28 protein-coding genes, 2 tRNA genes and 1 pseudogene are annotated in these 23,667 nt (G+C 67.6%); 20 read left to right on the top strand and 11 right to left on the bottom strand.

Features of this window, described 5'->3' with window-relative positions; all coding sequences use genetic code 11:
• Nucleotides 1–32 precede the first annotated feature (32 nt).
• The 10 genes from ED92_RS06170 to ED92_RS06125 all read left to right on the top strand — a co-directional run bounded on the left by ED92_RS06170 (nt 33) and on the right by ED92_RS06125 (nt 8,775).
• The gene (locus ED92_RS06170) at nt 33–524 is read left to right on the top strand and encodes a DciA family protein (protein WP_037336115.1); all 492 of its coding nucleotides are present in this window, start codon (nt 33–35) and stop codon (nt 522–524) included.
• A gap of 206 nt (nt 525–730) precedes the next feature.
• Entirely contained in the window at nt 731–2,698 is a 1,968-nt protein-coding gene (gene gyrB, locus ED92_RS06165; RefSeq protein WP_037333973.1) for a DNA topoisomerase (ATP-hydrolyzing) subunit B, read from the top strand.
• Between the two features lie 50 nt (nt 2,699–2,748).
• Nucleotides 2,749–5,274: a DNA gyrase subunit A gene (gene gyrA / locus ED92_RS06160; protein WP_037333972.1), complete on the top strand. Its 2,526-nt coding sequence runs from the start codon at nt 2,749–2,751 to the stop codon at nt 5,272–5,274.
• Nucleotides 5,275–5,310: 36 nt separating this feature from the next.
• On the top strand, nt 5,311–5,997 hold the full coding sequence (locus ED92_RS06155) for a DUF3566 domain-containing protein (protein WP_037333971.1): 687 nt from the start codon (nt 5,311–5,313) through the stop codon (nt 5,995–5,997).
• A gap of 47 nt (nt 5,998–6,044) precedes the next feature.
• A tRNA-Ile gene (locus tag ED92_RS06150) sits at nt 6,045–6,118 on the top strand.
• A gap of 239 nt (nt 6,119–6,357) precedes the next feature.
• Nucleotides 6,358–6,546, top strand: a complete 189-nt coding sequence (locus tag ED92_RS06145) for a DLW-39 family protein (RefSeq protein ID WP_034321928.1) — start codon at nt 6,358–6,360, stop codon at nt 6,544–6,546.
• A 37-nt stretch (nt 6,547–6,583) separates the two neighbouring features.
• Nucleotides 6,584–6,656 (top strand) — tRNA-Ala (locus ED92_RS06140).
• Between the two features lie 188 nt (nt 6,657–6,844).
• Nucleotides 6,845–7,216: a hypothetical protein gene (locus tag ED92_RS06135; RefSeq protein WP_037333970.1), complete on the top strand. Its 372-nt coding sequence runs from the start codon at nt 6,845–6,847 to the stop codon at nt 7,214–7,216.
• Between the two features lie 5 nt (nt 7,217–7,221).
• Entirely contained in the window at nt 7,222–8,253 is a 1,032-nt protein-coding gene (locus tag ED92_RS06130) for a hypothetical protein (RefSeq protein ID WP_037333968.1), read from the top strand.
• A 9-nt stretch (nt 8,254–8,262) separates the two neighbouring features.
• Nucleotides 8,263–8,775, top strand: a complete 513-nt coding sequence (locus ED92_RS06125) for a YbaB/EbfC family nucleoid-associated protein (RefSeq protein WP_037333966.1) — start codon at nt 8,263–8,265, stop codon at nt 8,773–8,775.
• Between the two features lie 15 nt (nt 8,776–8,790).
• On the opposite strand, the gene ED92_RS06120 is transcribed toward ED92_RS06125, so the two are convergent.
• Nucleotides 8,791–9,642 carry an ADP-ribosylglycohydrolase family protein gene (locus tag ED92_RS06120; RefSeq protein WP_037333964.1) on the bottom strand — a complete coding sequence of 284 codons (852 nt, stop codon included), beginning with the start codon at nt 9,640–9,642 and terminating at the stop codon, nt 8,791–8,793.
• A 53-nt stretch (nt 9,643–9,695) separates the two neighbouring features.
• Here ED92_RS06120 and ED92_RS06115 point away from each other — a divergent pair, with 53 nt between their 5' ends.
• Nucleotides 9,696–10,889, top strand: coding sequence for a DNA glycosylase AlkZ-like family protein (locus ED92_RS06115; protein ID WP_037333962.1), 1,194 nt, complete (start codon nt 9,696–9,698; stop codon nt 10,887–10,889).
• Here the strand turns inward: ED92_RS06115 and ED92_RS06110 are convergent.
• From ED92_RS06110 to ED92_RS06100, 3 genes are all read right to left on the bottom strand, one after another.
• The gene (locus ED92_RS06110) at nt 10,870–12,147 is read right to left on the bottom strand and encodes a M14 family metallopeptidase (protein ID WP_081975706.1); all 1,278 of its coding nucleotides are present in this window, start codon (nt 12,145–12,147) and stop codon (nt 10,870–10,872) included. The two genes, ED92_RS06115 and ED92_RS06110, sit on opposite strands and share 20 nt — an antisense overlap.
• 94 nt (nt 12,148–12,241) lie before the next feature.
• Nucleotides 12,242–12,883 carry a pyridoxal 5'-phosphate synthase gene (locus ED92_RS06105; protein WP_037333959.1) on the bottom strand — a complete coding sequence of 214 codons (642 nt, stop codon included), beginning with the start codon at nt 12,881–12,883 and terminating at the stop codon, nt 12,242–12,244.
• Entirely contained in the window at nt 12,883–13,602 is a 720-nt protein-coding gene (locus tag ED92_RS06100) for a hypothetical protein (protein ID WP_034321947.1), read from the bottom strand. The genes ED92_RS06105 and ED92_RS06100 overlap by 1 nt, the downstream gene beginning before the upstream one ends.
• A gap of 72 nt (nt 13,603–13,674) precedes the next feature.
• Between ED92_RS06100 and ED92_RS06095 the strand changes: the two genes are divergently transcribed.
• Both ED92_RS06095 and ED92_RS06090 read left to right on the top strand, forming a co-directional pair.
• Nucleotides 13,675–14,199: a DUF2020 domain-containing protein gene (locus ED92_RS06095; RefSeq protein WP_037333956.1), complete on the top strand. Its 525-nt coding sequence runs from the start codon at nt 13,675–13,677 to the stop codon at nt 14,197–14,199.
• A gap of 168 nt (nt 14,200–14,367) precedes the next feature.
• Nucleotides 14,368–14,820 carry a hypothetical protein gene (locus ED92_RS06090; RefSeq protein ID WP_037333954.1) on the top strand — a complete coding sequence of 151 codons (453 nt, stop codon included), beginning with the start codon at nt 14,368–14,370 and terminating at the stop codon, nt 14,818–14,820.
• A gap of 82 nt (nt 14,821–14,902) precedes the next feature.
• On the opposite strand, the gene ED92_RS06085 is transcribed toward ED92_RS06090, so the two are convergent.
• Complete coding sequence (locus tag ED92_RS06085; RefSeq protein ID WP_037333952.1) at nt 14,903–15,490, bottom strand: TetR/AcrR family transcriptional regulator; 588 nt, start codon at nt 15,488–15,490, stop codon at nt 14,903–14,905.
• 79 nt (nt 15,491–15,569) lie between these two features.
• On the opposite strand from ED92_RS06085, the gene ED92_RS06080 reads away from it, so the two are divergent.
• Nucleotides 15,570–15,965, top strand: coding sequence for a nuclear transport factor 2 family protein (locus tag ED92_RS06080; protein ID WP_037333950.1), 396 nt, complete (start codon nt 15,570–15,572; stop codon nt 15,963–15,965).
• 68 nt (nt 15,966–16,033) lie between these two features.
• On the opposite strand, the gene ED92_RS06075 is transcribed toward ED92_RS06080, so the two are convergent.
• Complete coding sequence (locus ED92_RS06075) at nt 16,034–16,762, bottom strand: hypothetical protein (protein ID WP_037333948.1); 729 nt, start codon at nt 16,760–16,762, stop codon at nt 16,034–16,036.
• Nucleotides 16,763–16,851: 89 nt separating this feature from the next.
• Here ED92_RS06075 and ED92_RS06070 point away from each other — a divergent pair, with 89 nt between their 5' ends.
• The 3 genes from ED92_RS06070 (at nt 16,852) to ED92_RS06060 (ending at nt 19,001) form a co-directional block, all read left to right on the top strand.
• The gene (locus tag ED92_RS06070) at nt 16,852–17,406 is read left to right on the top strand and encodes a peptidylprolyl isomerase (RefSeq protein ID WP_037333946.1); all 555 of its coding nucleotides are present in this window, start codon (nt 16,852–16,854) and stop codon (nt 17,404–17,406) included.
• 43 nt (nt 17,407–17,449) lie between these two features.
• Nucleotides 17,450–18,412 (top strand): rhomboid family intramembrane serine protease, encoded by a 963-nt coding sequence (locus ED92_RS06065; protein ID WP_081975705.1) that lies wholly within the window; start codon nt 17,450–17,452, stop codon nt 18,410–18,412.
• A 100-nt stretch (nt 18,413–18,512) separates the two neighbouring features.
• On the top strand, nt 18,513–19,001 hold the full coding sequence (locus ED92_RS06060) for a hypothetical protein (RefSeq protein ID WP_037336113.1): 489 nt from the start codon (nt 18,513–18,515) through the stop codon (nt 18,999–19,001).
• Here ED92_RS06060 and ED92_RS06055 read toward each other — a convergent pair.
• Both ED92_RS06055 and crgA read right to left on the bottom strand, forming a co-directional pair.
• Nucleotides 18,986–19,363, bottom strand: coding sequence for a PH domain-containing protein (locus tag ED92_RS06055; protein ID WP_051972290.1), 378 nt, complete (start codon nt 19,361–19,363; stop codon nt 18,986–18,988). The two genes, ED92_RS06060 and ED92_RS06055, sit on opposite strands and share 16 nt — an antisense overlap.
• 118 nt (nt 19,364–19,481) lie before the next feature.
• Nucleotides 19,482–19,748: a cell division protein CrgA gene (crgA, locus tag ED92_RS06050; protein ID WP_037308756.1), complete on the bottom strand. Its 267-nt coding sequence runs from the start codon at nt 19,746–19,748 to the stop codon at nt 19,482–19,484.
• Nucleotides 19,749–20,157: 409 nt separating this feature from the next.
• Here crgA and ED92_RS06045 point away from each other — a divergent pair, with 409 nt between their 5' ends.
• The 3 genes from ED92_RS06045 to ED92_RS06040 are packed head-to-tail and all read left to right on the top strand — an operon-like array spanning nt 20,158 to nt 22,189.
• On the top strand, nt 20,158–21,054 hold the full coding sequence (locus tag ED92_RS06045; RefSeq protein WP_037333940.1) for a class E sortase: 897 nt from the start codon (nt 20,158–20,160) through the stop codon (nt 21,052–21,054).
• The gene (locus ED92_RS42975; protein ID WP_125731397.1) at nt 21,054–21,209 is read left to right on the top strand and encodes a hypothetical protein; all 156 of its coding nucleotides are present in this window, start codon (nt 21,054–21,056) and stop codon (nt 21,207–21,209) included. Before ED92_RS06045 ends, ED92_RS42975 begins: the two co-directional genes overlap by 1 nt.
• Before the next feature lie 2 nt (nt 21,210–21,211).
• Nucleotides 21,212–22,189, top strand: coding sequence for an LLM class flavin-dependent oxidoreductase (locus ED92_RS06040; protein WP_037333938.1), 978 nt, complete (start codon nt 21,212–21,214; stop codon nt 22,187–22,189).
• On the opposite strand, the gene ED92_RS06035 is transcribed toward ED92_RS06040, so the two are convergent.
• The 3 genes and pseudogenes from ED92_RS06035 to ED92_RS43275 form a co-directional block, all read right to left on the bottom strand.
• The gene (locus tag ED92_RS06035) at nt 22,186–22,578 is read right to left on the bottom strand and encodes an SCO5389 family protein (protein WP_005161845.1); all 393 of its coding nucleotides are present in this window, start codon (nt 22,576–22,578) and stop codon (nt 22,186–22,188) included. The genes ED92_RS06040 and ED92_RS06035 overlap by 4 nt on opposite strands.
• 110 nt (nt 22,579–22,688) lie before the next feature.
• Complete coding sequence (locus tag ED92_RS06030; protein ID WP_037333936.1) at nt 22,689–23,423, bottom strand: ABC transporter permease; 735 nt, start codon at nt 23,421–23,423, stop codon at nt 22,689–22,691.
• Nucleotides 23,424–23,438: 15 nt separating this feature from the next.
• Nucleotides 23,439–23,667, bottom strand: a pseudogene (locus ED92_RS43275) (ABC transporter ATP-binding protein); the annotation flags it as partial.

Here is a 23,667-nt window from a genome sequence, read left to right as displayed (position 1 = left end):
CGACTACGGGTCGTGATCTAGCTCGGGCGGCTTTGGACGCCGCGAAGGCCAAAGCGAAGGCCCGCGGAGTTGAACCGGGCGTGCGCCGTGGCCGTATCACCGGTGGGGGAGCCGCTTCGGTCGGCCAGAACCCGCGGCGTCGTCGCTGGTCAGGGCCGGGCGCCGACGCCCGCGACCCGCAGCCGCTCGGCAGGCTCGCCTCCCGGATCGCCGTCGACCGCGGCTGGAACACGCGGCTGGCGAACGGTCAGGTCTTCGGCCACTGGGCCCGCCTGGTGGGTGAAGAGGTCGCCGAACACGCTCAGCCGGTGGCCTTGAAGGACGGCGAGCTGACCGTCCGCGCGAGTTCGACGGCGTGGGCGACGCAGCTTCGCCTGCTTCAGGGGCAGCTGCTGGCGAAGATCGCCAAAGGCGTCGGGAACGGCGTGGTGAAGAAGATGCGGATCCAAGGGCCGACGGCGCCCAGCTGGCGGAAAGGGCCGCGGCACGTCCCGGGACGTGGTCCGCGTGACACGTACGGCTGACCCGAGTTGCGCTTCGCCGCGACAGTGCCCATTAAAGCGCCGAGAACGCCTTCAGAGTGCTTCGCGAACGTCAAGACTCTTCTTCGAACGAATTAGCGCGCCTGTGAGCAAATCAGGGGTGTCCTTGCCGCATGTCTGCGGACGCGGCCAAGTACACTGGGGATGAGCGAGCGTCCGCTCGGGCGAGACGAGGAGAATCAACGCCTGTGACCGAGAACAAGAGCGAGTACAACGCGTCGTCGATCACGGTGCTCGAAGGCCTCGAAGCCGTCCGCAAGCGTCCCGGTATGTACATCGGTTCCACCGGTGAACGCGGCCTCCACCACCTCGTCCAGGAGGTGGTCGACAACTCCGTCGACGAGGCGATGGCCGGCTACGCGACCAAGGTCGAGGTTACCTTGCTGGCCGACGGCGGGGTGCGCGTCGTCGACGACGGCCGCGGCATCCCGGTCGACATCCACCCCAAGGAGCAGAAGCCGACCCTGGAGGTCGTGCTCACCGTGCTCCACGCGGGCGGCAAGTTCGACAGCGATTCCTACGCCGTCTCCGGTGGTCTGCACGGCGTCGGCGTCTCCGTGGTGAACGCGCTCTCGACCAAGCTGATCGCGGAGGTCAAACGCGGCGGGCACAGCTGGCGCCAGGTGTACACCGACCAGATCCCCGGCGAGCTGGAAGACCTCGGTCCGGCCGAGGACACCGGCACCACCATCACCTTCTGGGCCGACGGCGACATCTTCGAGACCACGACGTACAACTTCGAGACGATCTCCCGGCGTCTCCAGGAGATGGCCTTCCTCAACAAGGGCCTGACCCTTTCGCTGCGCGACGAGCGCGTCGCCGACGAAGAGACCGAGACGGACGCCTCCGGCCAGGCGGCGCGGGTCAAGGAGAAGACCTACTGCTACCCGGGCGGTCTCGAAGACTTCGTCAAGCACATCAACGGCAGCAAGGACCCGATCCACGCTTCCGTGATCTCCTTCGAGGCCAAGGGAACCGGCCTCGAGGTCGAGGTCGCGATGCAGTGGAACAACGGCTTCACGCCGTCGGTGTACACCTTCGCCAACACGATCAACACGCACGAGGGCGGTACGCACGAAGAGGGCTTCCGCGCCGCGCTCACCCGCGTCGTCAACGCGTACGCGCGCGAGAAGAAGCTGCTCAAGGAGAAGGACGCCAACCTCTCCGGTGACGACGTACGCGAGGGGCTCGCCGCGATCGTCTCGATCAAGCTCTCCGAGCCGCAGTTCGAGGGCCAGACCAAGACCAAGCTGGGCAACAGCGAGGCCAAGACGTTCGTGCAGCAGACGTCGAACGAATGGCTGGCCGACTGGTTCGAGCGCAACCCCACCGAGGCGAAGACGATCATCAACAAGTCGATCTCCTCGGCGCAGGCGCGGATGGCCGCCCGCAAGGCGCGGGACCTGGTCCGCCGCAAGGGCGCGCTGGAGATCGGCGGGCTGCCCGGCAAGCTCAAGGACTGCCGCTCGACCAACCCGTCGGAATGCGAGCTCTACATCGTCGAGGGTGACTCGGCGGGCGGTTCGGCCAAGGAAGGCCGCGACTCGATGTACCAGGCGATCCTGCCGATCCGGGGCAAGATCATCAACGTCGAGAAGGCCCGTATCGACCGCGTCCTCAAGAACACCGAGGTCCAGTCGCTGATCACCGCGCTCGGCACCGGTATCCACGAAGAGTTCGACATCGAGAAGCTGCGCTATCACAAGATCGTGCTGATGGCCGACGCCGACGTCGACGGCCAGCACATCACCACGCTGCTGCTCACCTTCCTGTTCCGGTTCATGCCCCCGCTGATCGAGCACGGGCACGTGTTCCTCTCGCGCCCGCCGCTGTACAAGATCAAGTGGCCGCGGCAGGACCCGGAATACGCCTACTCCGACAGGGAACGCGACGCCGTCATCCAGGCGGGCGTCGAGGCCGGCCGGAAGCTGCCGAAGGACGACGCGATCCAGCGCTACAAGGGTCTCGGCGAGATGAACGCCGAAGAGCTGTGGGAGACCACGATGGACCCGGCGAACCGGCTGCTCGGCCAGGTCACCCTGGACGACGCCGCGCAGGCCGACGACCTGTTCTCCGTCCTGATGGGCGAGGACGTCGAAGCGCGCCGTTCCTTCATCACGCGTAACGCCAAGGACGTGCGTTTCCTGGACGTCTAGACGTCCCCGCTCTTTTGTCCCCTTAGGACTGCTCCCACGAGAAGGACCTCATGACGGAAACCTTGCCGCCCGCTCCGGACCACGACCGGATCGAACCGGTCGACATCCAGCAGGAGATGCAGCGCTCCTACATCGACTACGCGATGAGCGTCATCGTGTCGCGGGCGCTGCCGGACGTGCGGGACGGCCTCAAGCCGGTGCACCGCCGCGTGCTGTACTCGATGTTCGACTCCGGCTTCCGCCCCGACCGCGGGTACAACAAGTGCTCCCGCGTCGTCGGCGACGTGATGGGCAACTACCACCCGCACGGTGACTCCGCGATCTACGACGCGCTGGTGCGGCTCGCCCAGCCGTGGTCGCTGCGGTATCCGCTGATCGACGGCCAGGGCAACTTCGGTTCGTCGGGCAACGACCCCGCCGCCGCCATGCGGTACACCGAGTCCCGGCTGGCGCCTCTCGCGATGCACATGCTGCAGGACATCGAAGAAGAGACCGTCGACTTCTCCGACAACTACGACGGCCGCACCCAGGAACCCGACGTCCTGCCGTCGCGGTTCCCGAACCTGCTGGTCAACGGTGGTTCCGGGATCGCGGTCGGGATGGCGACGAACATCCCGCCGCACAACCTGCGCGAGGTCGCCGACGGCGTCAAATGGGCGCTGGAGAACTTCGAGGCCAGCGACGACGAGCTGCTCGCCGCGCTGCTGGTCCGGATCAAGGGTCCGGACTTCCCGACCAAGGCGATGATCCTCGGCAACTCCGGGATCGAGGACGCCTACCGCACCGGCCGCGGTTCCGTGCGCATGCGCGCGGTCGTCGAGGTCGAGGAAGACGCCAAGGGCCGCACGATCCTGGTCGTGTCCGAGCTGCCGTACCAGGTCAACCCGGACAACCTGGTGGAGAACATCGCGAACCTGGTCCGCGACGGCAAGCTCACCGGCATCTCCGACATCGCCGACGAGTCCAACAGCCGCAGCGGGATGCGGATCGTCGTCACGATCAAACGTGACGCGGTCGCCAAGGTCGTGCTGAACAACCTGTACAAGCACACCCAGCTGCAGCAGAACTTCGGTGTCAACATGCTGGCCCTGGTCGACGGCGTGCCCCGCACGCTGCGCCTGGACCAGATGATCCGGCACTACGTGAAGCACCAGATCGACGTCATCGTCCGCCGGACCCGGTTCCGGTTGCGCAAGGCCGAGGAACGCGCCCACATCCTGCGCGGTCTGGTCAAGGCGCTGGACATGCTCGACGAGGTCATCGCCCTCATCCGGCGCTCGCCCTCGGCCGAAGAGGCCCGGCCCGCGCTGATGAGCCTGCTCGACGTCGACGAGATCCAGGCGACCGCGATCCTCGACATGCAGCTCCGCCGCCTCGCGGCACTGGAGCGGCAGCGGATCATCGACACCCTGGCCGAGATCGAACTCGAGATCGCCGACCTCAAGGACATCCTCGAGAAGCCCGAGCGGCAGCGCGCGATCATCGCCGAGGAGCTCCAGGAGATCGTCGACAAGTACGGCGACGACCGGCGCACCAAGATCATCCCGTTCGACGGCGAGGTTTCGGTCGAAGACCTCATCGCCGTCGAGGACGTGGTCGTCACGATCACCCGCACGGGTTACGCCAAGCGAACGAAAACAGATCTGTACCGTTCGCAGAAACGCGGCGGCAAGGGCGTCCAGGGCGCGACCCTCAAACAGGACGACATCGTCCAGCACTTCTTCGTCTGCTCGACGCACGACTGGATCCTGTTCTTCACGAACAAGGGCCGCGTGTACCGGGCGAAGGCGTACGACCTGCCCGAGGCCAACCGCAACGCGCGCGGCCAGCACGTCGCGAACCTGCTCGCGTTCCAGCCCGACGAGCAGATCGCCCAGGTCATCGAGATCCCGAACTACGAGGTCGCCCCGTACCTCGTGCTCGCGACCCGCCGCGGCCTGGTGAAGAAGACCAAGCTCACCGACTTCGACTCCAACCGCGCCGGCGGCCTCATCGCCGTCAACCTGCGCGAAGGCGACGAGCTGGTCGGTGCGGTCCTCGCGGCCGCCGAGGACGACCTGCTCCTCGTGTCCGCGGAAGGGCAGTCGATCCGCTTCCACGCCACCGACGAAGCCCTGCGCCCGATGGGCCGCGCGACGTCCGGTGTGCTCGGCATGCGGTTCAACGACGGCGACGAGCTGCTCGGCATCAACGTCGTCCAGCCCGACAAGTTCCTCCTCGTCGCCACCGGCGGCGGCTACGCCAAGCGCACCCCGACCGAGGACTACCCGGTCCAAGGCCGCGGCGGCAAGGGTGTGCTCACCATTCAGTACGACCAGAAACGTGGCAGGCTGGTGGGCGCGGTCATCGTCGACGCCGAAGACGAGCTCTACGCGATCACCTCCAGCGGCGGGGTGATCCGGACTTCGGCCGGACAGGTGCGCAAGGCGGGCAGGCAGACGAAGGGAGTGCGGCTGATGAATCTCGACGAAGGAACCACTCTTCTCGCGGTCGCACGCAACGCGGACGAGCCCTCAGACGTCGCCACTGCAGGTAGTACTGAAGGAGAAGAAACCCCGGCGTCGGAGCAGGAATAGACGACGCCCCACGTACTGGGTAAGGACTGACACCTCGTGACACCATCCGAGAAGCCCGAAGCAGGCGGCGCGCAGGCGGGTTCGTCGAGCCCGCCTTGGCAGCGCGACAGCGGCGCCGGGGAACCCGAAGGCTCCAGCGAGCAGACGGTCTCGGTGTCTTCGGTCGCCACCGAAGACGTGGCCCACTCGGACCCGAAGCGGGACGCGACAACCGTGACCGACTATCACGGGGTAAGCGGCACAGCCGCGAAGAGGCTCTTCGGCGACAGCGGAGAGGGCGAGCCCGCCCCCTCCGCCATCCCGTCGGCCTCCCGCACCCGTGCCGCCCCCACCGCGCTCCGCCGCCCCGGCCGCGGACCGCGTCGCGCCAGCCTGCAGATCAAACGCTTCGACCCCTGGTCGGTGCTGAAACTGTCCCTCGTCCTCGGCGTCGCGCTGTTCTTCGTGTGGCTCGTCGCTGTCGGCGTCCTCTACACCGTCCTCGACGGCATGGGCGTCTGGGACAAACTCAACGGGACCTACTCCTCGCTCGTCGGCGGAGAAGGGGCCGACGCACCGGCCGACCCGTTGATCAGCGCCGGCCGCGTCTTCGGGATCGCGGCCATCCTCGGCGCCATCAACATCGTGCTGATCTCGGCGCTGGCCACCGTCAGCGCCTTCATCTACAACGTCTCCGCCGACCTCGCCGGAGGCCTGGAAGTGACCCTTTCCGAACGAGAGTGACCCGGTTGCAGGGCGCCGAAAGGCGTCCTGTAATCTTCTCCTCGTTCGGGCCCATAGCTCAGGCGGTTAGAGCGCTTCGCTGATAACGAAGAGGTCCCAGGTTCAAGTCCTGGTGGGCCCACCCGGTTGGCCCGGTTGTATCTGCACAAAGCGCAGATGCGACCGGGTGTTTTTCATTTCGGGGGTCGAACCCCCAGACCCCCGCCAGGGAGGGCTTCGCCCCCCTGGACCCCCCAAGCGTTGGGGCGCGTGGCCGTTGTCGGTGCGGGCCCATTGCTGTGGGGGACGGTTCCACGTGGAACGTGGTGCAGTAGCATCGGTGGGGAAGCGGAGCAACTCGGCGGAAAGAGGGGGCTTCTGATGAAGAAGCTGTTGGCACTCGCGGTCATCGCGGGCGGCGTGCTGTTCGTGATCAAGCGCAACAAGGCCGCCAAGGCCGAGGCCGACCTCTGGCGTGAGGCCACCGCTCCCACCGAGCGTCCGCTGGGATCCGCCTCCACCAACGGAAGTGCTCCGGCCAAGGCCGCGGACGCGTCCCGCAACAACTGATTTCGGCGCAGGCGGTTATCATGATCGCCTGCGACCCGGGGCTGTAGCTCAATTGGTAGAGCACTGCCTTTGCAAGGCAGGGGTCAGGGGTTCGATTCCCCTCAGCTCCACACCTGAAAACGAGAAGGCCACCCGTACCCCGGGTGGCCTTCTCGTTTCCACCAGAACGCGCGCATGGGTGTTCTCTACCGCCGGGTCCGAGTGGTGACGTTCGTCACCGTACGCGGATGACAAAGTCGCACGCCCAGCCAAGTCAACGCTGCTTACATGGGGGTGGAATCCGGACAGCGAGGTGAACATGGTCAGTTTCGAAACCGACCTCGACGATCTCAGGTTGTCGAGCAAGGAACTGCAGAATGCCGCGGACATCGTCAGCGCCGCACACACCGGTGTGCGAGGGCAGGACGTGCCGGCTCCCGACCCGGTCACGGGAGCTCTGGTCCCCGGCTTTTTCGCGCCGGACACCGCGTTCGGGAAAACGCTGGGCATGCGCGGGGTTTCGGCGGCGTACGAGGAACACCGCCAGGCCGTCGAGAAGATGCTCGCGAAGCTGCTCCGCAGCACCGAGGACGCCTCACAGGCGCTGGCGAGGGTCGCCGAACTTTACGAAGCCGTGGACGAGGACAACAAGCAGCGAGTGAACCGCGCGGCGTACGGGAACCAGGGGTAAGCGGCGTGGACGGGTACTTCAACGCACTGGACGCGGAAACCACCTCCGGCTTCGGTGACAACAGCAAACTCCTCGAGGGGATCTCCGACGATCTCACCGCGGGTGCCGAAAAAGCCTTCACGGCCTTGGACCTCCTCTACCCGCCGTTCTTGGGTAGCGACGTCGACTTGAGCGGCGGTCTGAAGGAAGAGGTCCGCGACTTCTTCATCGAGTTCTCAGACGCGCAGCTCGTCGGCGAGAACAGTCTGCAGCCGATGATCGAGGCCTACGAAGGTCTCTGGAACGCTTTCCAGGACACGAAAGCGCCGCTCGACCGGTCCTTGGTCCTGCTTCTCAAGTGGCGCGGTGAAGGCGCCGAGACGGCCAAGAGCTACATCCAGGGTCTCGTGAACACCTATTCCCGCGTGGGTACCAAACTCACCGTGCTGGAAGCCGACATCGTCGCCGCGCGGGACGCCATCGCGACCGCACGGGCCGACCTGAGCACGCTCGCCGCCTCCTTCCTGACCGCCGCGGAAAAGTACCGGGACGACAAGGAACGGCAGAACGAATCCGCCTTGGTGAAGGCGTTGGCCGCGACCTTCGCCGCCGCCGTCACCGCTCTGCTCGTGGCGGCCGCGCCACCGGCGGGACTCACCGCGGCGACGTTCTTCACCACGGCGAACGGTGTGCAGGTCGCCGGTGCGGCGGCCGGTGCCGGGCTCTCGACCCTGGTCTCCGAGAACGCCGCGATCGTCGGGGACAGCCCCGAAATGATCTACAACAGCTTCCACGACGGTGTGGTCAACATCCGTGAAGCCATGTTCCGCGCGTCGGAATCCCTGATCTCGAAGATCAACGTCGAGATCAACAACCTGCCGATCATCCCCGAACCGCCGGACGTCAGCCCCGGCGAGACCTTCGATCCCGGCAACTTCGAAACCGAAAACACCGACAAGGGAACGGAAAAGCGGGTCCGGGACAAGAACGTCGACATCTCGAACGACGGCAAGTTCCAGGAACCGCCGATGGAACTTTCCCCGCTGCCGACCGACTGACGGAGGATCGTGGCTGACAAACCGGCGGCCAAGAAACCGCCAGCCGACCGGCAAGCGATGCTCGAGGCGTTGGCCGCCCTCTCGGTCGACGCGTCCTCACCGGACGGTGCCGTTTCCGTTTCGGTCAACACCGACGGCGTGATGACGCGGCTCAGAGTGGGCGAAGCCGCGTCCCGGATGTCGCCCGCCGAGATCGCGGACACCGTCATGCGGACCTATCAGGAAGCGCAGCAAGGATCCGCGAAACGCAGCGCGGAACTGATGGCGCCGATCGGCAACGCCGGGTACATCACGGACAGGCTCCGCTGGCGGCTCGGGTTCACCCCTTCGTTCCAACAGGAGGGGGAAACCGTCGCGCCGTCGGTCCCGGTCTCGCGCCGCCCGCCCGCGAGCACCGAGAACGTGGTGCTCAAGGACCGGTCGGAGGAACCGGCGGGGCCCGATCAGGACGAGCAGCCCGAACCGGTGGAATCCGACGACCAGTATTACGAGCAAGGCCTGCGGTACCGGCCTTCGTGGTGAGCTCCACCGGCGACGTCAAAGGCGCAGCAGCCGCTCGTCGAGTTTCGCCAGCTGGTCGCGGCCGAACTCGCCGTTCTCCAGGTCGCGCCACAGCACCGGCGGCAGATCCTGTGCCACCTCGGGCGAGCGTGAAGCGGCGGCCAGCGCGATCGTCGCGACGGTGTCGACGTCGCCGGTGAGCGCGACGGCGGAGTGCAGCATCCGGGCGAGGCCTCCGCCACCGGTCAACACGGTCAGCGCCGCGCGCACGCTCATCCACCCTTGCGGCCCGACCTTGCCCGACCACGGCCGCGCCCAGCCGCCGTGCCCGACATCCTCGGGGAGGATCCCTTCGATCCACCTCGCGATTTCGGAAAGCGGCCCCACCCGATGGTGGCAGTAGTGCACGGCCAGCGCGGCCGCCTGCGCCGCGGCGATCCCGGCCGGGGTGTCGTGCGTGATCCTGGCCTGCAGTTTCGCGTGGTAGAGCACGTCGTCGACGGTCGGCAGGACCCCGATGGGCCCGGCGCGCATGGCGGCACCGCTCTTGTCGCTCTGCGGCCGGAGCCGTCGCAGCAGCTCTTCGCCGTCGCGGACTTCGCTGAGCAGCTGATGGAAACGCGGCGCGTAGCCGTCGTGCGGATCGCGGTGATACGCCCGCACGAACTGCTCGGCGAGCAGTAGGGGCGTCCATCGCAGTCCGGAGACGAGCACCTCGGCGATCGCGATCGTCATCTGCGTGTCGTCGGTGTAGCGACCGGCCGGGGCGCCGGGCTGCCCGTGATGCGGCACGTAACCGGTCAGGTTGTTGTGCTCCGCGACGAAGCTCGGGTACGCGTGCTCGAAGGAGCCCCCGTACGCGTCGCCGATTGCCAGCTCGACCAGCATCCGTCCATCGTGCCAGGCTGCGGGGTGTCACCGGATGCCCATACCGTGGACTCATGGCGACCGACAAGCTGCGCGCGTGGTGGGCACATCGGCAGGGTCTCGACGGATCGCTGCTCGGGTCATCGGCGGCCGAGGTGCTGGAACGGACCGGCTGGATGCGTTCGGTCGGCGGTTCGGCGCCCTATCTCGGGCTGTTCGCCAGAGCCCGCCTGGATCGCGAGAGGGTGGACGCGGACGTCGCCCGGCTGGCCATCCACGAGCTGCCTTCGGCGCGCGGCTGCACTTACGTCCTGCCGTCGGCGGATTTCGAACTCGGCCTGACCGTCGGGGCCGGGGCACCGGCGGGTGAACTCGTGGCCGCGGAGAAATATCTCGGCGTCACTCAGGCCGAGATCGAGCAGCTGTGCGTCACCGTCGCCGATCTGCTCGACGCGTCGGACGAACCGCTCGGCCCGGCCGCGATCAAGGACGCCGCCGGGTCCGCCGTGCGTGGTCTGGGGGAGGCGGGCCGCAAACGCGGCACCACCACGACGTTGCCGCTCGCGCTCGGTCTGCTCCAGGCGCGCGGCGAAATCCGCCGCGTTCCGGTCAACGGCCGGCTGGATCAGCAGCGCTACGGCTATGTCCGGTGGACGCCGTCCCCGCGTGGTGGACTGTCCGATATGGACACCGCGCGGACCGAACTCGCCCGGCGGTACTTCTCGTGGGCGGCCCCGGCGTCGCTCAAGCATTTCCGCTGGTTCTCCGGTTTCACCGCGTCGAGCGCGAAGAAGATCGTGGAACAGCTGGAACTCGTACCGCTCGACGGTACCGATCTGGTGATGCCCAAGGAACTCGCGGACGAGTTCGCCGCGTTCACCGTGCCGGCGGAGCCGTCGTACGCGTTGCTCGCGGGGATCGACGGCATCCACCTTCTGCACCGCGAGATGTCGCGGCTGCTCGCCGACGCCGACGTCGAACGCCCGGTGCCCGGCGGACGGCCGGGGGAGACGCTGGGCGGACAAGCGGATCCACCGAGTCACGTGATCGTCGACAGGGGCCGCATCGCCGGCTTGTGGGAGTTCGACACCGAAGCCGGGAAGATCGTCTACAGGTTCTTCGGAGAAGAGGACACCGCGTTGCGCGAGACGATCGCGAGGACCGAGGAATTCGTCCGTGACCAACTCGGCGACGCCCGGAGCTTCAGCTTGGATTCGCCGAAGAGCCGGGCGTCGCGAGTGGCCGATCTCAGGCCTTCGCCTCGTTGACGATGATGTCGACGGCCTTGTCGTTGCGGGCGGTCTGCTCCGGGATCACCGAAGCGGGCGGGTAGAAGCCGTCGATCCCGCCGTCCTTCGGGTACATCTCGAAGGTGTAGCTGAGGATCTTGTGCTTGCCCCACGCCCAGTCGTTGATGTCGCCGTCGGTGACGTACAGATCGCTGGACTGCTCGGGCGTGTAACCGTTGGTGCCGGCCATCTGCTTGCCGACGTCGGCGAAGCGCTTCGCTTCCTCCTCGTTCAGGCCCGTGTCGGTCTCGGCCTTCGTGTAGCCGTAAGGCCAGAGCACCAGTTCCGAGAAGGTGTGGAAGTCGATGTGCGTCTTGATCTGCTGCGCGCCACCGACCACGCGGGAGTCGATGAACGCCGCGACCGCCTTGGTCTCGGACTCGGAGAACGCCGACGGACCGTGGTAGTCCTCGGCGGACGGGCTGTTGCTCGACCCGCCGCAGCAGTTCCACTTGTAGTCCCAGTTGCGGTTCGGGTCGGTGCCGACCGCGCTGCTGCCCGGCACGGGCTTCCGCGTCTTGCGCCAGCCCTGGTACTCGCCGCCGGTGATGTCGTACTCGGAGCCGTCCGGGTTGACGTTCGGGATCACGTAGATCTCGTGCTCGTCGACCATCTTCTTGATGGCCGGGTCGCTCGCGTACCCGTTGGTGAACCGCTGCACGATCCGCAGGCACATCTCGGTGGTGAGGTGCTCGCGCGCGTGCTGGTTGCAGGTGAACAGGACCTCGGGCTCGTTCTCGTCCGTGCCCGCGTTGTCGCTGATCTTCAGCAGGTTCAGCTCACGGCCTTCGTAGGACTTGCCGACACTCGACAGCGTCGCGATGTCGCTGTGGTCCTTCGCGGCCTTCTGCAGCTCCGCGGTCGTTTCGGCGTAGGTGTGGTAAGCCTCGTCGCCCGGTGGGAAGTCGCCCGCGACGGCCGCGGTGCCCGCCCGGCCACTGCGTTGTTTCAGCATGCTGTCGAAGTCGCCGAGCGACTTCAGGCCGAAGCCGTTCGCGCGCAGGGCCGCGGCCTGTCCCGGCGTGGCGACGACGGTCAGCGCGCCGCCGCGCGAGCCCGCGACGTCGACGCCGGTGCGGGCGACCTCGGTGCGTTTGTCGGGGGTGGACGCGCCTTCCACCGAATACAGCCCTCTCGCCGGGTCGCCGGTCTGGGCGCTCGCGACGGGCGTCGTGACGGCCAGCAGGGCGAGCCCTGTGGCGGCCAAGGCGCCCCCGATGCGACGGCGTGTGGACATTTCGCCTCCGAACGATCTGGGGACAAGGTGGGGTTCACCGTCGCCGAAGTGAATCGTCCACGACAACCCGACGATCGTCGTTCCCAGTTACCGTTTACGGCCAGAGACGTTCTTTGTGCCAGGTCCCGTCCGCGCGCCGGTAGCGGAGCCGCCGATGCCGCCGGTCGTGGCTCGCCTGCCAGAACTCCACTTCGGACGGCGTCACCAGATAGCGGGTCCAGGTTTCCGGTGCCACGCCGGGATTCTCCTCGACCCACCGCTCCGCTTCCGCGGCCGCGCGGTCGAGATCGGCCGGATCGTCGAGCACCTGGGACTGCCTGCCGATGAACGCCTCCACCCGGGACGCCGGCGGCCGGGCGGTGAAATCCGCCGCGGACACCTCGGGATCGGCGACGGCGACCGGGCCGCGCAGGCGTACCTGCCTGCCTCGTCCCGGCCAGAAGAAAGTCAGCGCGGCGAACGGATTCTTCGCCAGCTGAACACCTTTCGGGCTTTCGGAGCTCGTCGCGACCGCCCAGGTGTCGCCGTCGACGTCCTTGAGGATCACGACGCGTGCGTCCGGCACTCCATCGGCGTCCACTGTGGACAGAGTGACGGCGTGTGGCGCCAAGACGTGTTCCCCGGCCTCGTTGAGCCATTCCAGGAAAAGCTCGCGCGGGTTCGCGGGTGTGGCGTCGGTGTCGAACTCCGGGAGTTCTTCGGGGAACGAAGGCCAGCCGCGCAACGTGCGATCCATCAGTACCCCGGCGGGCGCTGCGGCGGATAACCGGGCGCGGGCGGCGGATAGTGCGGCGGATGCTGACCCGGCGGCGGACCCTGCGCGGGCGGCGGTCCGACCGGGTACTGCGGCGGTGGCGGCTGCTGCGGCTGCCAGCCGGGCGGCGGCTGCTGTCCTGGTGGAGGCATGGGCGGTCCTGGCGGCATCGGCGGCTGCTGGCCCTGCGACTGCGCCCACTGCACCTGCTGATAGACCTCGGCGGGCTGCGGGAAACAGAACGTCAGCTTCGCGTTGACCGAACCCTGTACCGCCGCGCCCCACAGCTTCCCGCCGACGAACGCGTACATCTGCGCCGCCGAAACGTCGACGGCCACCATGCGCGTCTCGCCGCCGAACTGGTTGCCGGATTTCGCCGACGCGGCCTGCGCGGCGTCCGGGTACACGCGGTCGCCGATCAGCCCGGCGATGACCACCGAAGCGGCCGTCCAGCCGACCGTGCCCATCACGTTCGCGCGCGCGTGCTGCGTCGCCAGCCCGGTGAAGTCGTACAACGCGGGCGCCGTCACCTCCGGGATCGCCGCGGCGACCACGCAGTAGTTCATCGTTGACATCATCACGGACTCGGTGAACAGGCCGACGACGGCGGCGCTCGGGCCGATCTGGACCGTGTTCAGCCTGCCCCCGCTGCGCTGGATGCGCTCTGCCACCGCACCCAGGTACTGCTCCTTGCTGAGCACTGACGCCTCCCGAAGACTCCTCGCGCACGGCCATCGTCGCACGAACGGCGATCTGCTTCACTGGACGCCACTATGCGACGTCTTCTGATCTTGCCGCTCGTCGTGCCGCTGCTGGCGGCCTGCGGGCCGACGGAACAGCCGCCGCCCGCGGCGAGTTCGCCCGCGCCGTCGAACACCCCGGCGCCCAGCATCCCGCCCGCCCCGGAACCCACCGGCAAGGGCCCGTGCCCGTACCTCGGCAACGAGTTCGTCTCGGACGCCAACGGGCAGAAGGTCTCCAAGGTCAAGACCTCGGCCGACCAGCCGCATCCGACGTGTTTCTTCTACGCGCTCAGCGGGAAACTGCAGCTCACCGTGCGCGTGTACGTCGGGGAACCCGCCGTGGCGAAGGCGCTGGTGGATCAGGCGGCGCCCATCGACACCTCCAATCCCGCCGATGAACCGGCGGGCTGGAAGGGTGGCTACCAGCCCTCCGGCGAAGGCGCCGTTTACGCCGTCGCGAAAGGTGGGAACGCGGTAGTCGTGACCACCAACCAGAAGCAGAGCATCAAGGCACGTACGGTGGCGAAGGAGGCTATCGGCGAGCTGAAGCTCTAGGTAGTGGTATCCACACGTCAGAGTGAAGTTGATCTTGTACTACCCTGTGCCGCACGCGCGAGGTTTCGCGGGACCAGCGCGGGCGCCAGATCCGGCGGAGGCCGCCTTGCGGTGTGGCTCGGCGGCACAAAAGATCATTTCTCCCCATAAGACAAAAGGACAGGTTTCGTGGCTGACACCCTCAAGGAAATCTTGCTCGACTCCAGCCGTCGCCCGGCGGTCGTGAGCGACTTCGAAGGCCTCGTCGACGCCGAGGTCTCGGACAAGGGCGGCGTTTCGGGTGCCGTCGTGAAGACCGGCTTCGCCGCCGTCAAGAAGATCAAGCCGGGCATCATCCCCGCCGCCGTCGACACCCTGCTCGACGACTTCACCGGTGCGCTCGAGCCGTTCTACGGTGACTACAAGGCCAAGGGCGGCAACGACTTCGGTGCCTACCTGGTCGGCCGCAGCGACGAGGCCTCGGACGCGCTCTTGTCGGTCACCGACGCGCGCGCCGAGAAGAGCAGCCGCGACAGCATCAAGAAGGTGTACTCGAAGCTGCGCCCGAACGGCAAGAAGAACGTCGAGGAGGCCCTTCCCCGCCTCGGCCAGCTGATCGACAAGCACGCTGCGTCTGCCTGATCGCGCTTGACGTAAACGCGCCAAGGGGCGCCGTTCGCTTTCAACGTTTCCGTTGAGAGCGGAGGGCGCCCCTTCGTCATGTTCACGGTGTCGCGCCGAGCACCCGCAGCAGACTCGTGTGCAGCGCGTCCGCGGCCTCGTCGGCGGACATCCGGCCGGAGTCGACCTCCTCGCCGGAGGCGTGGCCGAGTTTCACCGTGACCGCCACCAGCCAGCCCGTCGGCAGTCGATCGTCGAACTCACCCGTCTCCTTGCCCCGCCGGATGACGCGTTCGAGCCGCTCGGCGACCGGCGAGTGACGCCGCTGGTCGTCGTCCGGGCTCGCGGGCAGGGAAGTGATCTTCCGGAGCAAGGCCGGGTACCGCCCGGACGTGCGCCGGCCGGCTTCGATCAGCCGCACCAGCGCCTCGGCGGCCGGGCCGTCGTCGAGGTCCGCGGCGTCCATCGCGGCGACGGCCTCCTCGGTGATGCGGTCGAGTACCGCGGCCAGCAGTTCCCCTCGTGAAGGGAAATGGGCGTAGACCGTCTGACGGGTCACGCCCGCGGTGGTGGCGATGGCTTCGACGCCGGCGTCGGGATCGGCGCCGAGGGTCCGGAGTGCCGCGTCCAGGATCGAAGCCCTGCTGCGCTGGGCATCGGAGCGCTGGTTCCGTGCCGAGGGTCGAGGCATCTCTTACACCTTGTCAGATTTGATCGGTCGTGGATATCTTACAGCCTGTAAGAGATGTTTCGCGAGGCTGGGAGCGACCATGGCGCCTTTCCACGGCACGGACCCGAGGAAGTTCATCGCGGATTTCCACCTGTCCTTCCACGACGACCTGGTGAACAGCGACGAGGACGCGGGAGTGATCGTCGACCGCTATCACACGCCCGACATCGTGCAGATCGCCGACGGCCACCGGATGGACCGGGACAACCTCATCGCGCACGCCCGCCCGGTCCGCAAGAACCGGCCCACCGCGCGATGGGAGGTGCACGAAGCGGTGGCGGGCGGGGACCGGATCGCCGCCCGGAGCACCTTGTACGTGACGAACCGCAAGAGGGACCTCACGATCGAGGTGTACTTCTTCGGCGAGTTCACCCCCGACGGCCGGATGCGCCGGGGACACACGCTCACCCGCACCGTCCCCGTCACCAAGACGTGAAAGGGCCGCCCGGGACCGGAGAAGCGGTCCTGGGCGGCCCTTCGCGACAAGCAGAAAAGGGTGAGGCGTCAGTTCTTCTTGTCGGCGGAGCCCGCGTTCGAAGCCTGGTGCCCGTTCTTCGGAGCCGCGGGCTTGGCCGGAGCCGGACCGGAGGCGGCGGGCTTCGCCGGAGCGGCGGGCTTCGCCGGAGCGGCGGGCTTCGCCGGCTGTGCCGGTTTCGGAGCGGCCGCGGCCGGAGCGGCGGGCTTGGCGGGAGGAGCGGGCGGAGCCTTCGGCGGCGCGGGCGCGACCGGCGGCTCCTGCTTGGAACGCAGGGCGTACGCGGCACCGGCGCCGACGACGGCGATACCGATCACCCACGGCCAGCGACGACGCTTGCGCGTCCCCTTGGCGGCGGACTTCGCCTCGACGAGCGCGGCCTTGAAGTCCTTCTTCGCCGCCTTGAAGTCCTTCTTGCCCCGGCGCTTGGACTCACCGGCGGACTTCGCGGCCTGGATGGCGGCCTTGCGTGCCTTGCGGCCCGGCTTCCGCATCTCGGAAAGCCTGGCCAGCGCCTCCTTACGAGCCGCCTTCGAGCTCCGCTTGAGCTCCTTGCGGGTCAGTTCCGTCTTCTTCGCGAGCTTCTTGCGCGCGCGACGGCTGGTCTTAGCGATCTCACCGGCGCTCTCGGAGAGCTTCTGCTCGGCTACCTCGACGGCGTGGGCGGTGGCTTCCTTACCCGCCTCGACAGCACGTTTGCGCAGGCCGAGCGCGCCGGCCTTCGCCGACTCGCTCACCGAATCTGCGGCCCGGGTCATGGCCTTCACCTCATCAATCGTTTTGATTCTGCTTCGTTGCTTGTAACCTATCGTGCCCCTTTTCCCCAGATCTTGCCGCAGATGGCACGATGAAGCTCGTGACTGAAAGCAAGGGATCCCTCATTGGTGGCGCGCTGAAGGCCACTCTGCACACCAACCAGGGTGACATCAACCTGAACCTGTTCCCCGACCACGCGCCGAAGACGGTCGCGAACTTCGTCGGGCTCGCCGAGGGCAGCAAGGAGTACACCCAGCCCAACGCGCAGGGAACGAACTCGGGCCCGTTCTACGACGGGTCGATCTTCCACCGCGTCATCGACGGCTTCATGCTGCAGGGCGGCGACCCGACCGGCACCGGCCGCGGCGGCCCCGGCTACAAGTTCGGCGACGAGTTCCACCCGGAGCTCCAGTTCTCCAAGCCGTACCTGCTGGCCATGGCCAACGCCGGACCGGGCACCAACGGCTCGCAGTTCTTCATCACCGTCGCGCCGACGACGCACCTGAACTTCAAGCACACCATCTTCGGCGAGGTCGCGGACCAGGCTTCCCGCGACGTCGTCGACGCGATCGGCCGCACGGCGACCGGTCCGGCCGACCGTCCGCTGCAGGACATCGTCATCGAGAAGGTCAGCATCAGCCGCTGATCGCGGAGCCGGTTACCGGGGATTTCGGTAGGTTGGTGGCATCGTGAGCCAACCACCGAATCCCCAGTACCAGCAGGCCGCCATGCCCGGCTGCTGGTGGCACCCGAACCGGCCGACCGGGCTGAGCTGTGCACGCTGCGAGCGTCCGGCCTGCCCGGATTGCCTGCGCGAAGCCGCCGTGGGCTTCCAGTGCACGGACTGCGTCCAGGCCGGTCGGCAGCAGGATCGCGCCCAGCAGAAGCAGTATCGCGACGCCGGCTACGGCTCGCGCACCCTCGCGGGCGCCCAGCCCGCCCGGACGGCCGTCGTGACGCCGGTCCTCCTGGCGCTGAACGTCATCGTCTTCCTCATCACGGTCGTCCAGTCCGGCAGCATCGCGAACAACAACTTCTCCGAGCTGTTCCAGTACGGCCAGCTGTGGAATCCCGCGACGCTGGCCGGCGACGAATGGTGGCGGATCCTCACTTCGGGCTTCCTCCAGTACGGCCTGCTGCACATCGCGAGCAACGCGTTCTCTCTGTGGTTCGTGGGGCGCCCGCTGGAGACCGCGCTCGGCCGCGTCCCGTTCACGGTGCTCTACTTCGTCTCCCTGCTCGGCGGCTCGGCCGCGAACCTGGTCTTCAGCGACCTGGACGCCGTCCCCGTGGTCGGCGCGTCCGGCGCCATCTTCGGGCTCATCGGCGCGTACACGGTCATCGTCATCAAGCTGCGGCTCAACCCGACGTGGCTGCTGGTGATCCTGGGCCTGAACGTCTTCATCACCTTCCAGGTGCCCGGCATCTCGATCCTCGGGCACGCCGGCGGGTTCGTCGCGGGCCTCCTGGCCACCTTCGCGCTGCTGTACGCGCCGGACAAGAACCGGCTGAAATGGCAGCTCGGCGGGATCGCGATCGTCGTCGTGGCGATGATCGGGCTCGTCGTCTGGAAGGACGCGCAGACGATTTCGGCGACGTGTGAGCTCACCACCAGCCGGGGTGTGCCCTCCTACGCCTGCTACCCGGAGTAGCCGTACTTCCCCCAAGTGGGTCACCCGAAAACCCGATCGAGACGCAGCCGGGCTGGGTACCTTCGAGTTGATCATGTGCATCGTCAACTTGGGGGTTGAGATGAAGATCCGAAAAGCAGCAGCTCTCTCCGCCGTCGCCGTGCTGGCTTCGGTATCGGCACCCGCGGTCGCGCAGGCCGGGCAAGCCGCCGAGACCTGCCAGACCTACACCAAACGCTATTTCCTCGGCTCGGGCAGCACTATCACGCTCCGTGTCGCCTACGTCGATTCGGCGTTGAAAATCTGCTTCGGCGATCCCGGCGTGACGTCTTCGGCGGCCACGCAGACCGTCGGCACGACGGGGCCGGGCGCGGCCACCGGCTGGGAGATCACGGCGGGTCCGGCGGTGGTGGAAGACCAGCGGCCCCGGCACGTCAAAGCGAAGTTCAGCGGGTCCTTGCGGAACTGCGTCGTCAAGATCAACCCGATCTGCTCGCCGGCCTCGCCGTACGAGATCTTCGGGGAATACGCGCCGCCCGCGGTCGGCCCGGCCGTTCCGGGCTGGTCACACGGCCCGAACGGCGACGTCCACTACTACGACAACGCCTGACCCTTGAGGGCGGTGAGGACGTCCAGCACGTCGCGGGGGTCCTCACCGAGGTCGATCCGGCCGAACACCAGCAGGTGGTCGCCGGATTCGACCTCCAGGGTCAGGCTGTCCCGGCCGAGCCGTCGCGTGGTGCGAAGCCGGAGCCGGGCTTCGGTCCAGGAGTAGCGGTGCGCACCGCCCACGGTCCTGGCCAGGAGTCCGCCGGGGCCTGCCGCCAGCCGGGGACGGAGCAGGGTGCCGTGCAGCGCGAGCGCCCCAACGGACAGCATCGCGACCCCGGTCAGGACGGTGCCGCCGACGTCGCCGCCGATGGCCAGCCACAGCACGCCTGCCAGCAGCAACAGGGTGAGCACCCAGGCCACTATCACAACGTTCCGCTGCGGCGCCCACGAGGTGGGGTAGTTATCCACAGGGGTTATCCACACTGGGGATGAGTCACACCGGTGTAATTCGGCGTCAAGCCGCCATCCGGGGTAATGCTCACCGCCACCGCATCGTCATGAGCAGACCGGCGATCATCAGCACGAAACCGATGGCGAAGTTCGTGTTGCCCAGATCCGCCATGAAGGGGATCTTGTCGCCCGCGATGTAGTTGACGACCAGCCACAACAGGCCGACCAGCATGAGGCCGAACATCACGATCTTGTAGAACAGGTTCGACGGGCCCGCGGCCTTGACCTTCACCGGCGTGCGGCGATCGGTCGGCGGGGTGTACGCCGTCTTCTTGCGGACCTTGGACTTCGGCATCGTGTTCCTCGCGTACTGTTCGGCTTCCCTGGTGGCGATGACCCGCTTTCGGGTGCGCAACCAGCGCCACGTGCACACGTTAACGTAAACGAGCGCCGCTGGGCACCGTCCGGGACCGGTCGATTTCCCGCACTGTGACAATGGTGTCACAGACGGTTCGGCAGCGGTTTGGTTCGAGACTGAGGAGCTTTGCGTGGCTGAGCGGGAAGAGCCGGGCGGGGACCGTCGGCGGTACTCCGAACGACCACCCGGCGGAGGCCGTCCGGCCCCCCGGCGTAGGCCGGAGGACGCAATCCCGCCGCGTCGTGCGCCCGGAGAGGCGCCTCGAAGGAGGCCTCAGGACGGCAGGGCGTACGAAGGTCCTCCGCCGCGCCGCCGGAGCGAGGCGCCACCGCCGCGCCGTCGTCCCATGCCGCCGCCGGGGTCGACCGAAGAGACCGTCGTCTTCGAACCGGTCGGCGGTGGCACCGCGACCGAGGAACGTCCGCCGCCGCGCGAGCTGGGCAAGGGCGGCGTCGCCATCCGGACCGTTGGCGAGCTCCTCATCACCGCCGGCCTGGTGGTGCTGTTGTTCATGGTCTACGAGGTCTACGTGACCGACCTGTTCTCCGCGGGCAAACAGTCCGAGGCCAGTTCCGAGCTGGACGGCGAGTGGGGCAAGGACCGGCAGCTGCATCCGGAACTGGTCGACGGGAAGGCGTTCGCCAGGATCCACATCCCGGTGTTCGGCGCCGACTTCAACTTCACCATCCAGGAAGGCACCACTGAGGCCGCGCTCGAAGTCGGCCCCGGCCACTACAAGGGCACCGCGCTGCCGGGCGAACCGGGCAACTTCGCCGTCGCCGGGCACCGCGTCGGCAAGGGCGCGCCGTTCAACGACCTGGACAACCTCAGCTCCTGCGACCAGATCATCATCGAGACGCAGACCGACTTCTACATCTACAAGGTGCTGCCGTACAAGGACGAGGTCGAAGGCTGGGCGGAGGGCAAGGGCGCGCAGCCGAAGTGCAAGAACGTCGGGACGCTGCGCAACCCGAACGCCGCCGACGGCGGGCCCTACGGCGAGACCAACGGCCGCCGTATCGTGTTCCCGACCAAGGGCGACACGGTGAACCCGGTGCCGTACAAGGATCCGGAGATCCTGCCGAAGGCCGATCAGGTCTCGCTGCTCACGCTGACGACGTGTCACCCGCAGTTCTCGGCGAAGGAACGGCTCATCATCCACGCGGTGCTGGCCCAGCAGGTGCCGAAGAACCAGGTCGGCTCCTACGCCGAACTCCTGCCCAAGATCTCGGAGGCGCGCTGATGTACGGCTGGATCTGGCGCAGGCTGCCGGGCCCCTTCGCGGTGAAACTGGCGACGGCGGTCGTGCTGGCGCTCGGGATCGTGGCGCTGCTGATGTTCGTCGTCTTCCCGTGGCTGGAACCGCGCCTGTGGTTCAACGAGGTTTCGGTTCAGTAGGCGTGCGATTCGGAGTCTTTCTCGTCTCCGGCCGGTTTCCCGGCCAGGAGGACGCCGAGGTGCTGCGCCGGTCGGTCGACGCCGCCATCGCCGCGGAGCGGGCCGGGTTCGACGACGTGTGGTTCGCCGAGCACCACTTCATGCCGTACGGCGTCTGCCCGTCCGCGATCACCCTCGCCGCGCACGTGCTCGGCCGCACCGAGCGGATCGCCGTCGGCACCGCGGTGAGCGTGCTGTCCGTCGCGCATCCGGTGGCGCTCGCCGAACAGTGGTCGCTGCTCGACGCCGTTTCCGGCGGACGGCTGCGGATCGGCGTCGGCCGCGGCGGGCCGTGGCAGGACCTCGAGGTGTTCGGCACCGGTGCTTCCCGCTACGAAACGGGGTTCGAGGAGAGCCTCGACCTGATGCTCGCGGCGATGACGTCGAAGACGGTCTCGGCCGACGGCGAGCACTTCAAGTTCCGCGAGGTGCCGATGGTGCCGCGGCCGGAACGCGACCCACGTCTGGTCGTGGCCTGCGGGGACGCCGGCTCGCGGGCGGTGCGGCTCGCCGCCGATCGTGGGCTGCCGATGCTGCTCGGGCTGCACACCGACGACGACGGCAAAATCGAAACCCTTGCCGCGTACGGGGATTCCGCCGCCGAGCACGTGTCGACGGTGATGTGCCAGGTCGGCGACGACGCGCTGGACGTCGTGCGGTCCGCGTTGCCGGGTTCCCTGAAAGAGGGCTTCGCCGGGCACGTGTACCTCGACGGCAAACGGGGCCTGGACAAGGATCCGGTGGCCTATACCGACCGGCTGTGCGAGATGCACCCGATCGGCGGCGTGGAGTACTGCGTCGACAGGCTGGGGACGAGCATCCGGCGTACCGGGGTCTCCCACGTGATCATGATGGTGGAAGCGTCCGGTACGCCGGAGGGAACACTCGAGAACATCGCGCGGATCGGGGAAGAAGTGCTACCCGCGCTGCGTCGCGGCTAGCAGTCGCGCAGTTCCGGGCTCTGGTTCAGCAGCTGGCCGCGGACGGAGACGAACGCGCGGTAGCGGTCACTGTCCACTTGGGACTTCTTGAACACGGCGACGCGGTGGCAGTTCTGGAACGCCAGCTTCACGCCGAAGTGTCGTTCCAGACCGCCGCGGATGGCGTCCGAGGCCAGCGCCCGCAGCAGCTGACCGCGTTCGGCCTCGCTCGGCGGCGGCGTCTCGTTGTCGGCGAACCCGTCGGCCGCGCCCTCGGCCTCCGCGATGACACCGGTGATCACGGTCCAGGCGTAGGGCAGGGACTCCCGGACACAGGCGACGAATTCGGCGTCGGAGACCTCCCCGCGCTCGGCCTTCTCCAGCAGCGCGGGCGATACATCCAGAGACATCGAACCTCCGAGAGAGACACGGTGAAAGTGGGCCATCTACCTGACTACCCACCCGCGGCCCGAGCCACAAGAGAAAACGATCATCATCACCACTTTGGCGGAAGCCGTCGTCACTCCCAGCGAAAGAGCTTCGCCGCCACGACACAACTGCCCACCGCGAAAGCCGCCAGTACGGCGAGTTGCAGCGGTTGCGCGCCACCGCCGGTCCACGCGTCTTCGAGGGCTTTGACACCCGGCGGGATGTACGCGCCGATGTCGCGGATGGCCTCCGGGAGCAGGGGACGCGGCAGGTAGACGCCGCCGAGGAACATGATCGGGAGGTAGGCGATCAACGCGATCCCGCTCGCGGCGCGGCTGGTCTTGGCGACCGAGGCGGCGATCAGGCCGAGCCCGAAGATCGCGGTCGTGCCGAGGACGAACGTCAGCAGGAAGCCGAGCGGGTGACGCGGCGTGGGGACGTCGAAGACGACGCCCGCCGTCAGGAGGAGGATGCCGACCCCGCCGATGGTCACGGTGACGTTGATGATCAGCTGCGCCACCAGCAGCTGTGCCGGGTGCACCGGAGTGGTGGCGAAGCGGCGGAGGATGCCCTGTTCGCGGTAAGTCGCGATGATCCCGGGGATCGCTTGCAGGCCCATCATGGCGATGGTGAGCACCACCATCGACGGCACCCAGGTGTCGAGGAAGCGCATGCCCGTCGCTGTTCCGCTGTCCGCGCGAATGGCGGGAATGGCACCGAGGATGGCCGTGATGGCCGTCGGCAGGACGAGCCCGCCGATGACGAAACCGGGCGTGCGGAGAGCGAGTTTCGTTTCGGTGAGGGTGATCTTGGCGAGTGTGTTCATTGGTCGTCTCCTTGCTCAGTCGCGGCCGGTCAAGGTCACGAAGGCTTCGTCCAAAGTGGATTTACCGGCGCGGTCACGGAGTTCGTCCGGGGTGCCAGTGGCGACCACGCGTCCGGCGTCGAAGATCGCGAGGCGGTCGCAAAGGCGTTCGGCCTCGTCCATGAAATGCGTGACGAGCAGGACGGTGACGCCGGTGTCGCGCACGGCCTCGACGAGCTTCCAGGTGTCGCGGCGGGCGTGCGGG

The sequence above is a fragment of the Amycolatopsis sp. MJM2582 genome, assembly GCF_000754115.1.
GTDB classification, from domain to species: Bacteria; Actinomycetota; Actinomycetes; order Mycobacteriales; family Pseudonocardiaceae; genus Amycolatopsis; species Amycolatopsis japonica.
The sequence above is the reverse complement of the archived record's forward strand: the minus strand, read 5'-3'. Positions and strand labels throughout refer to the sequence as shown.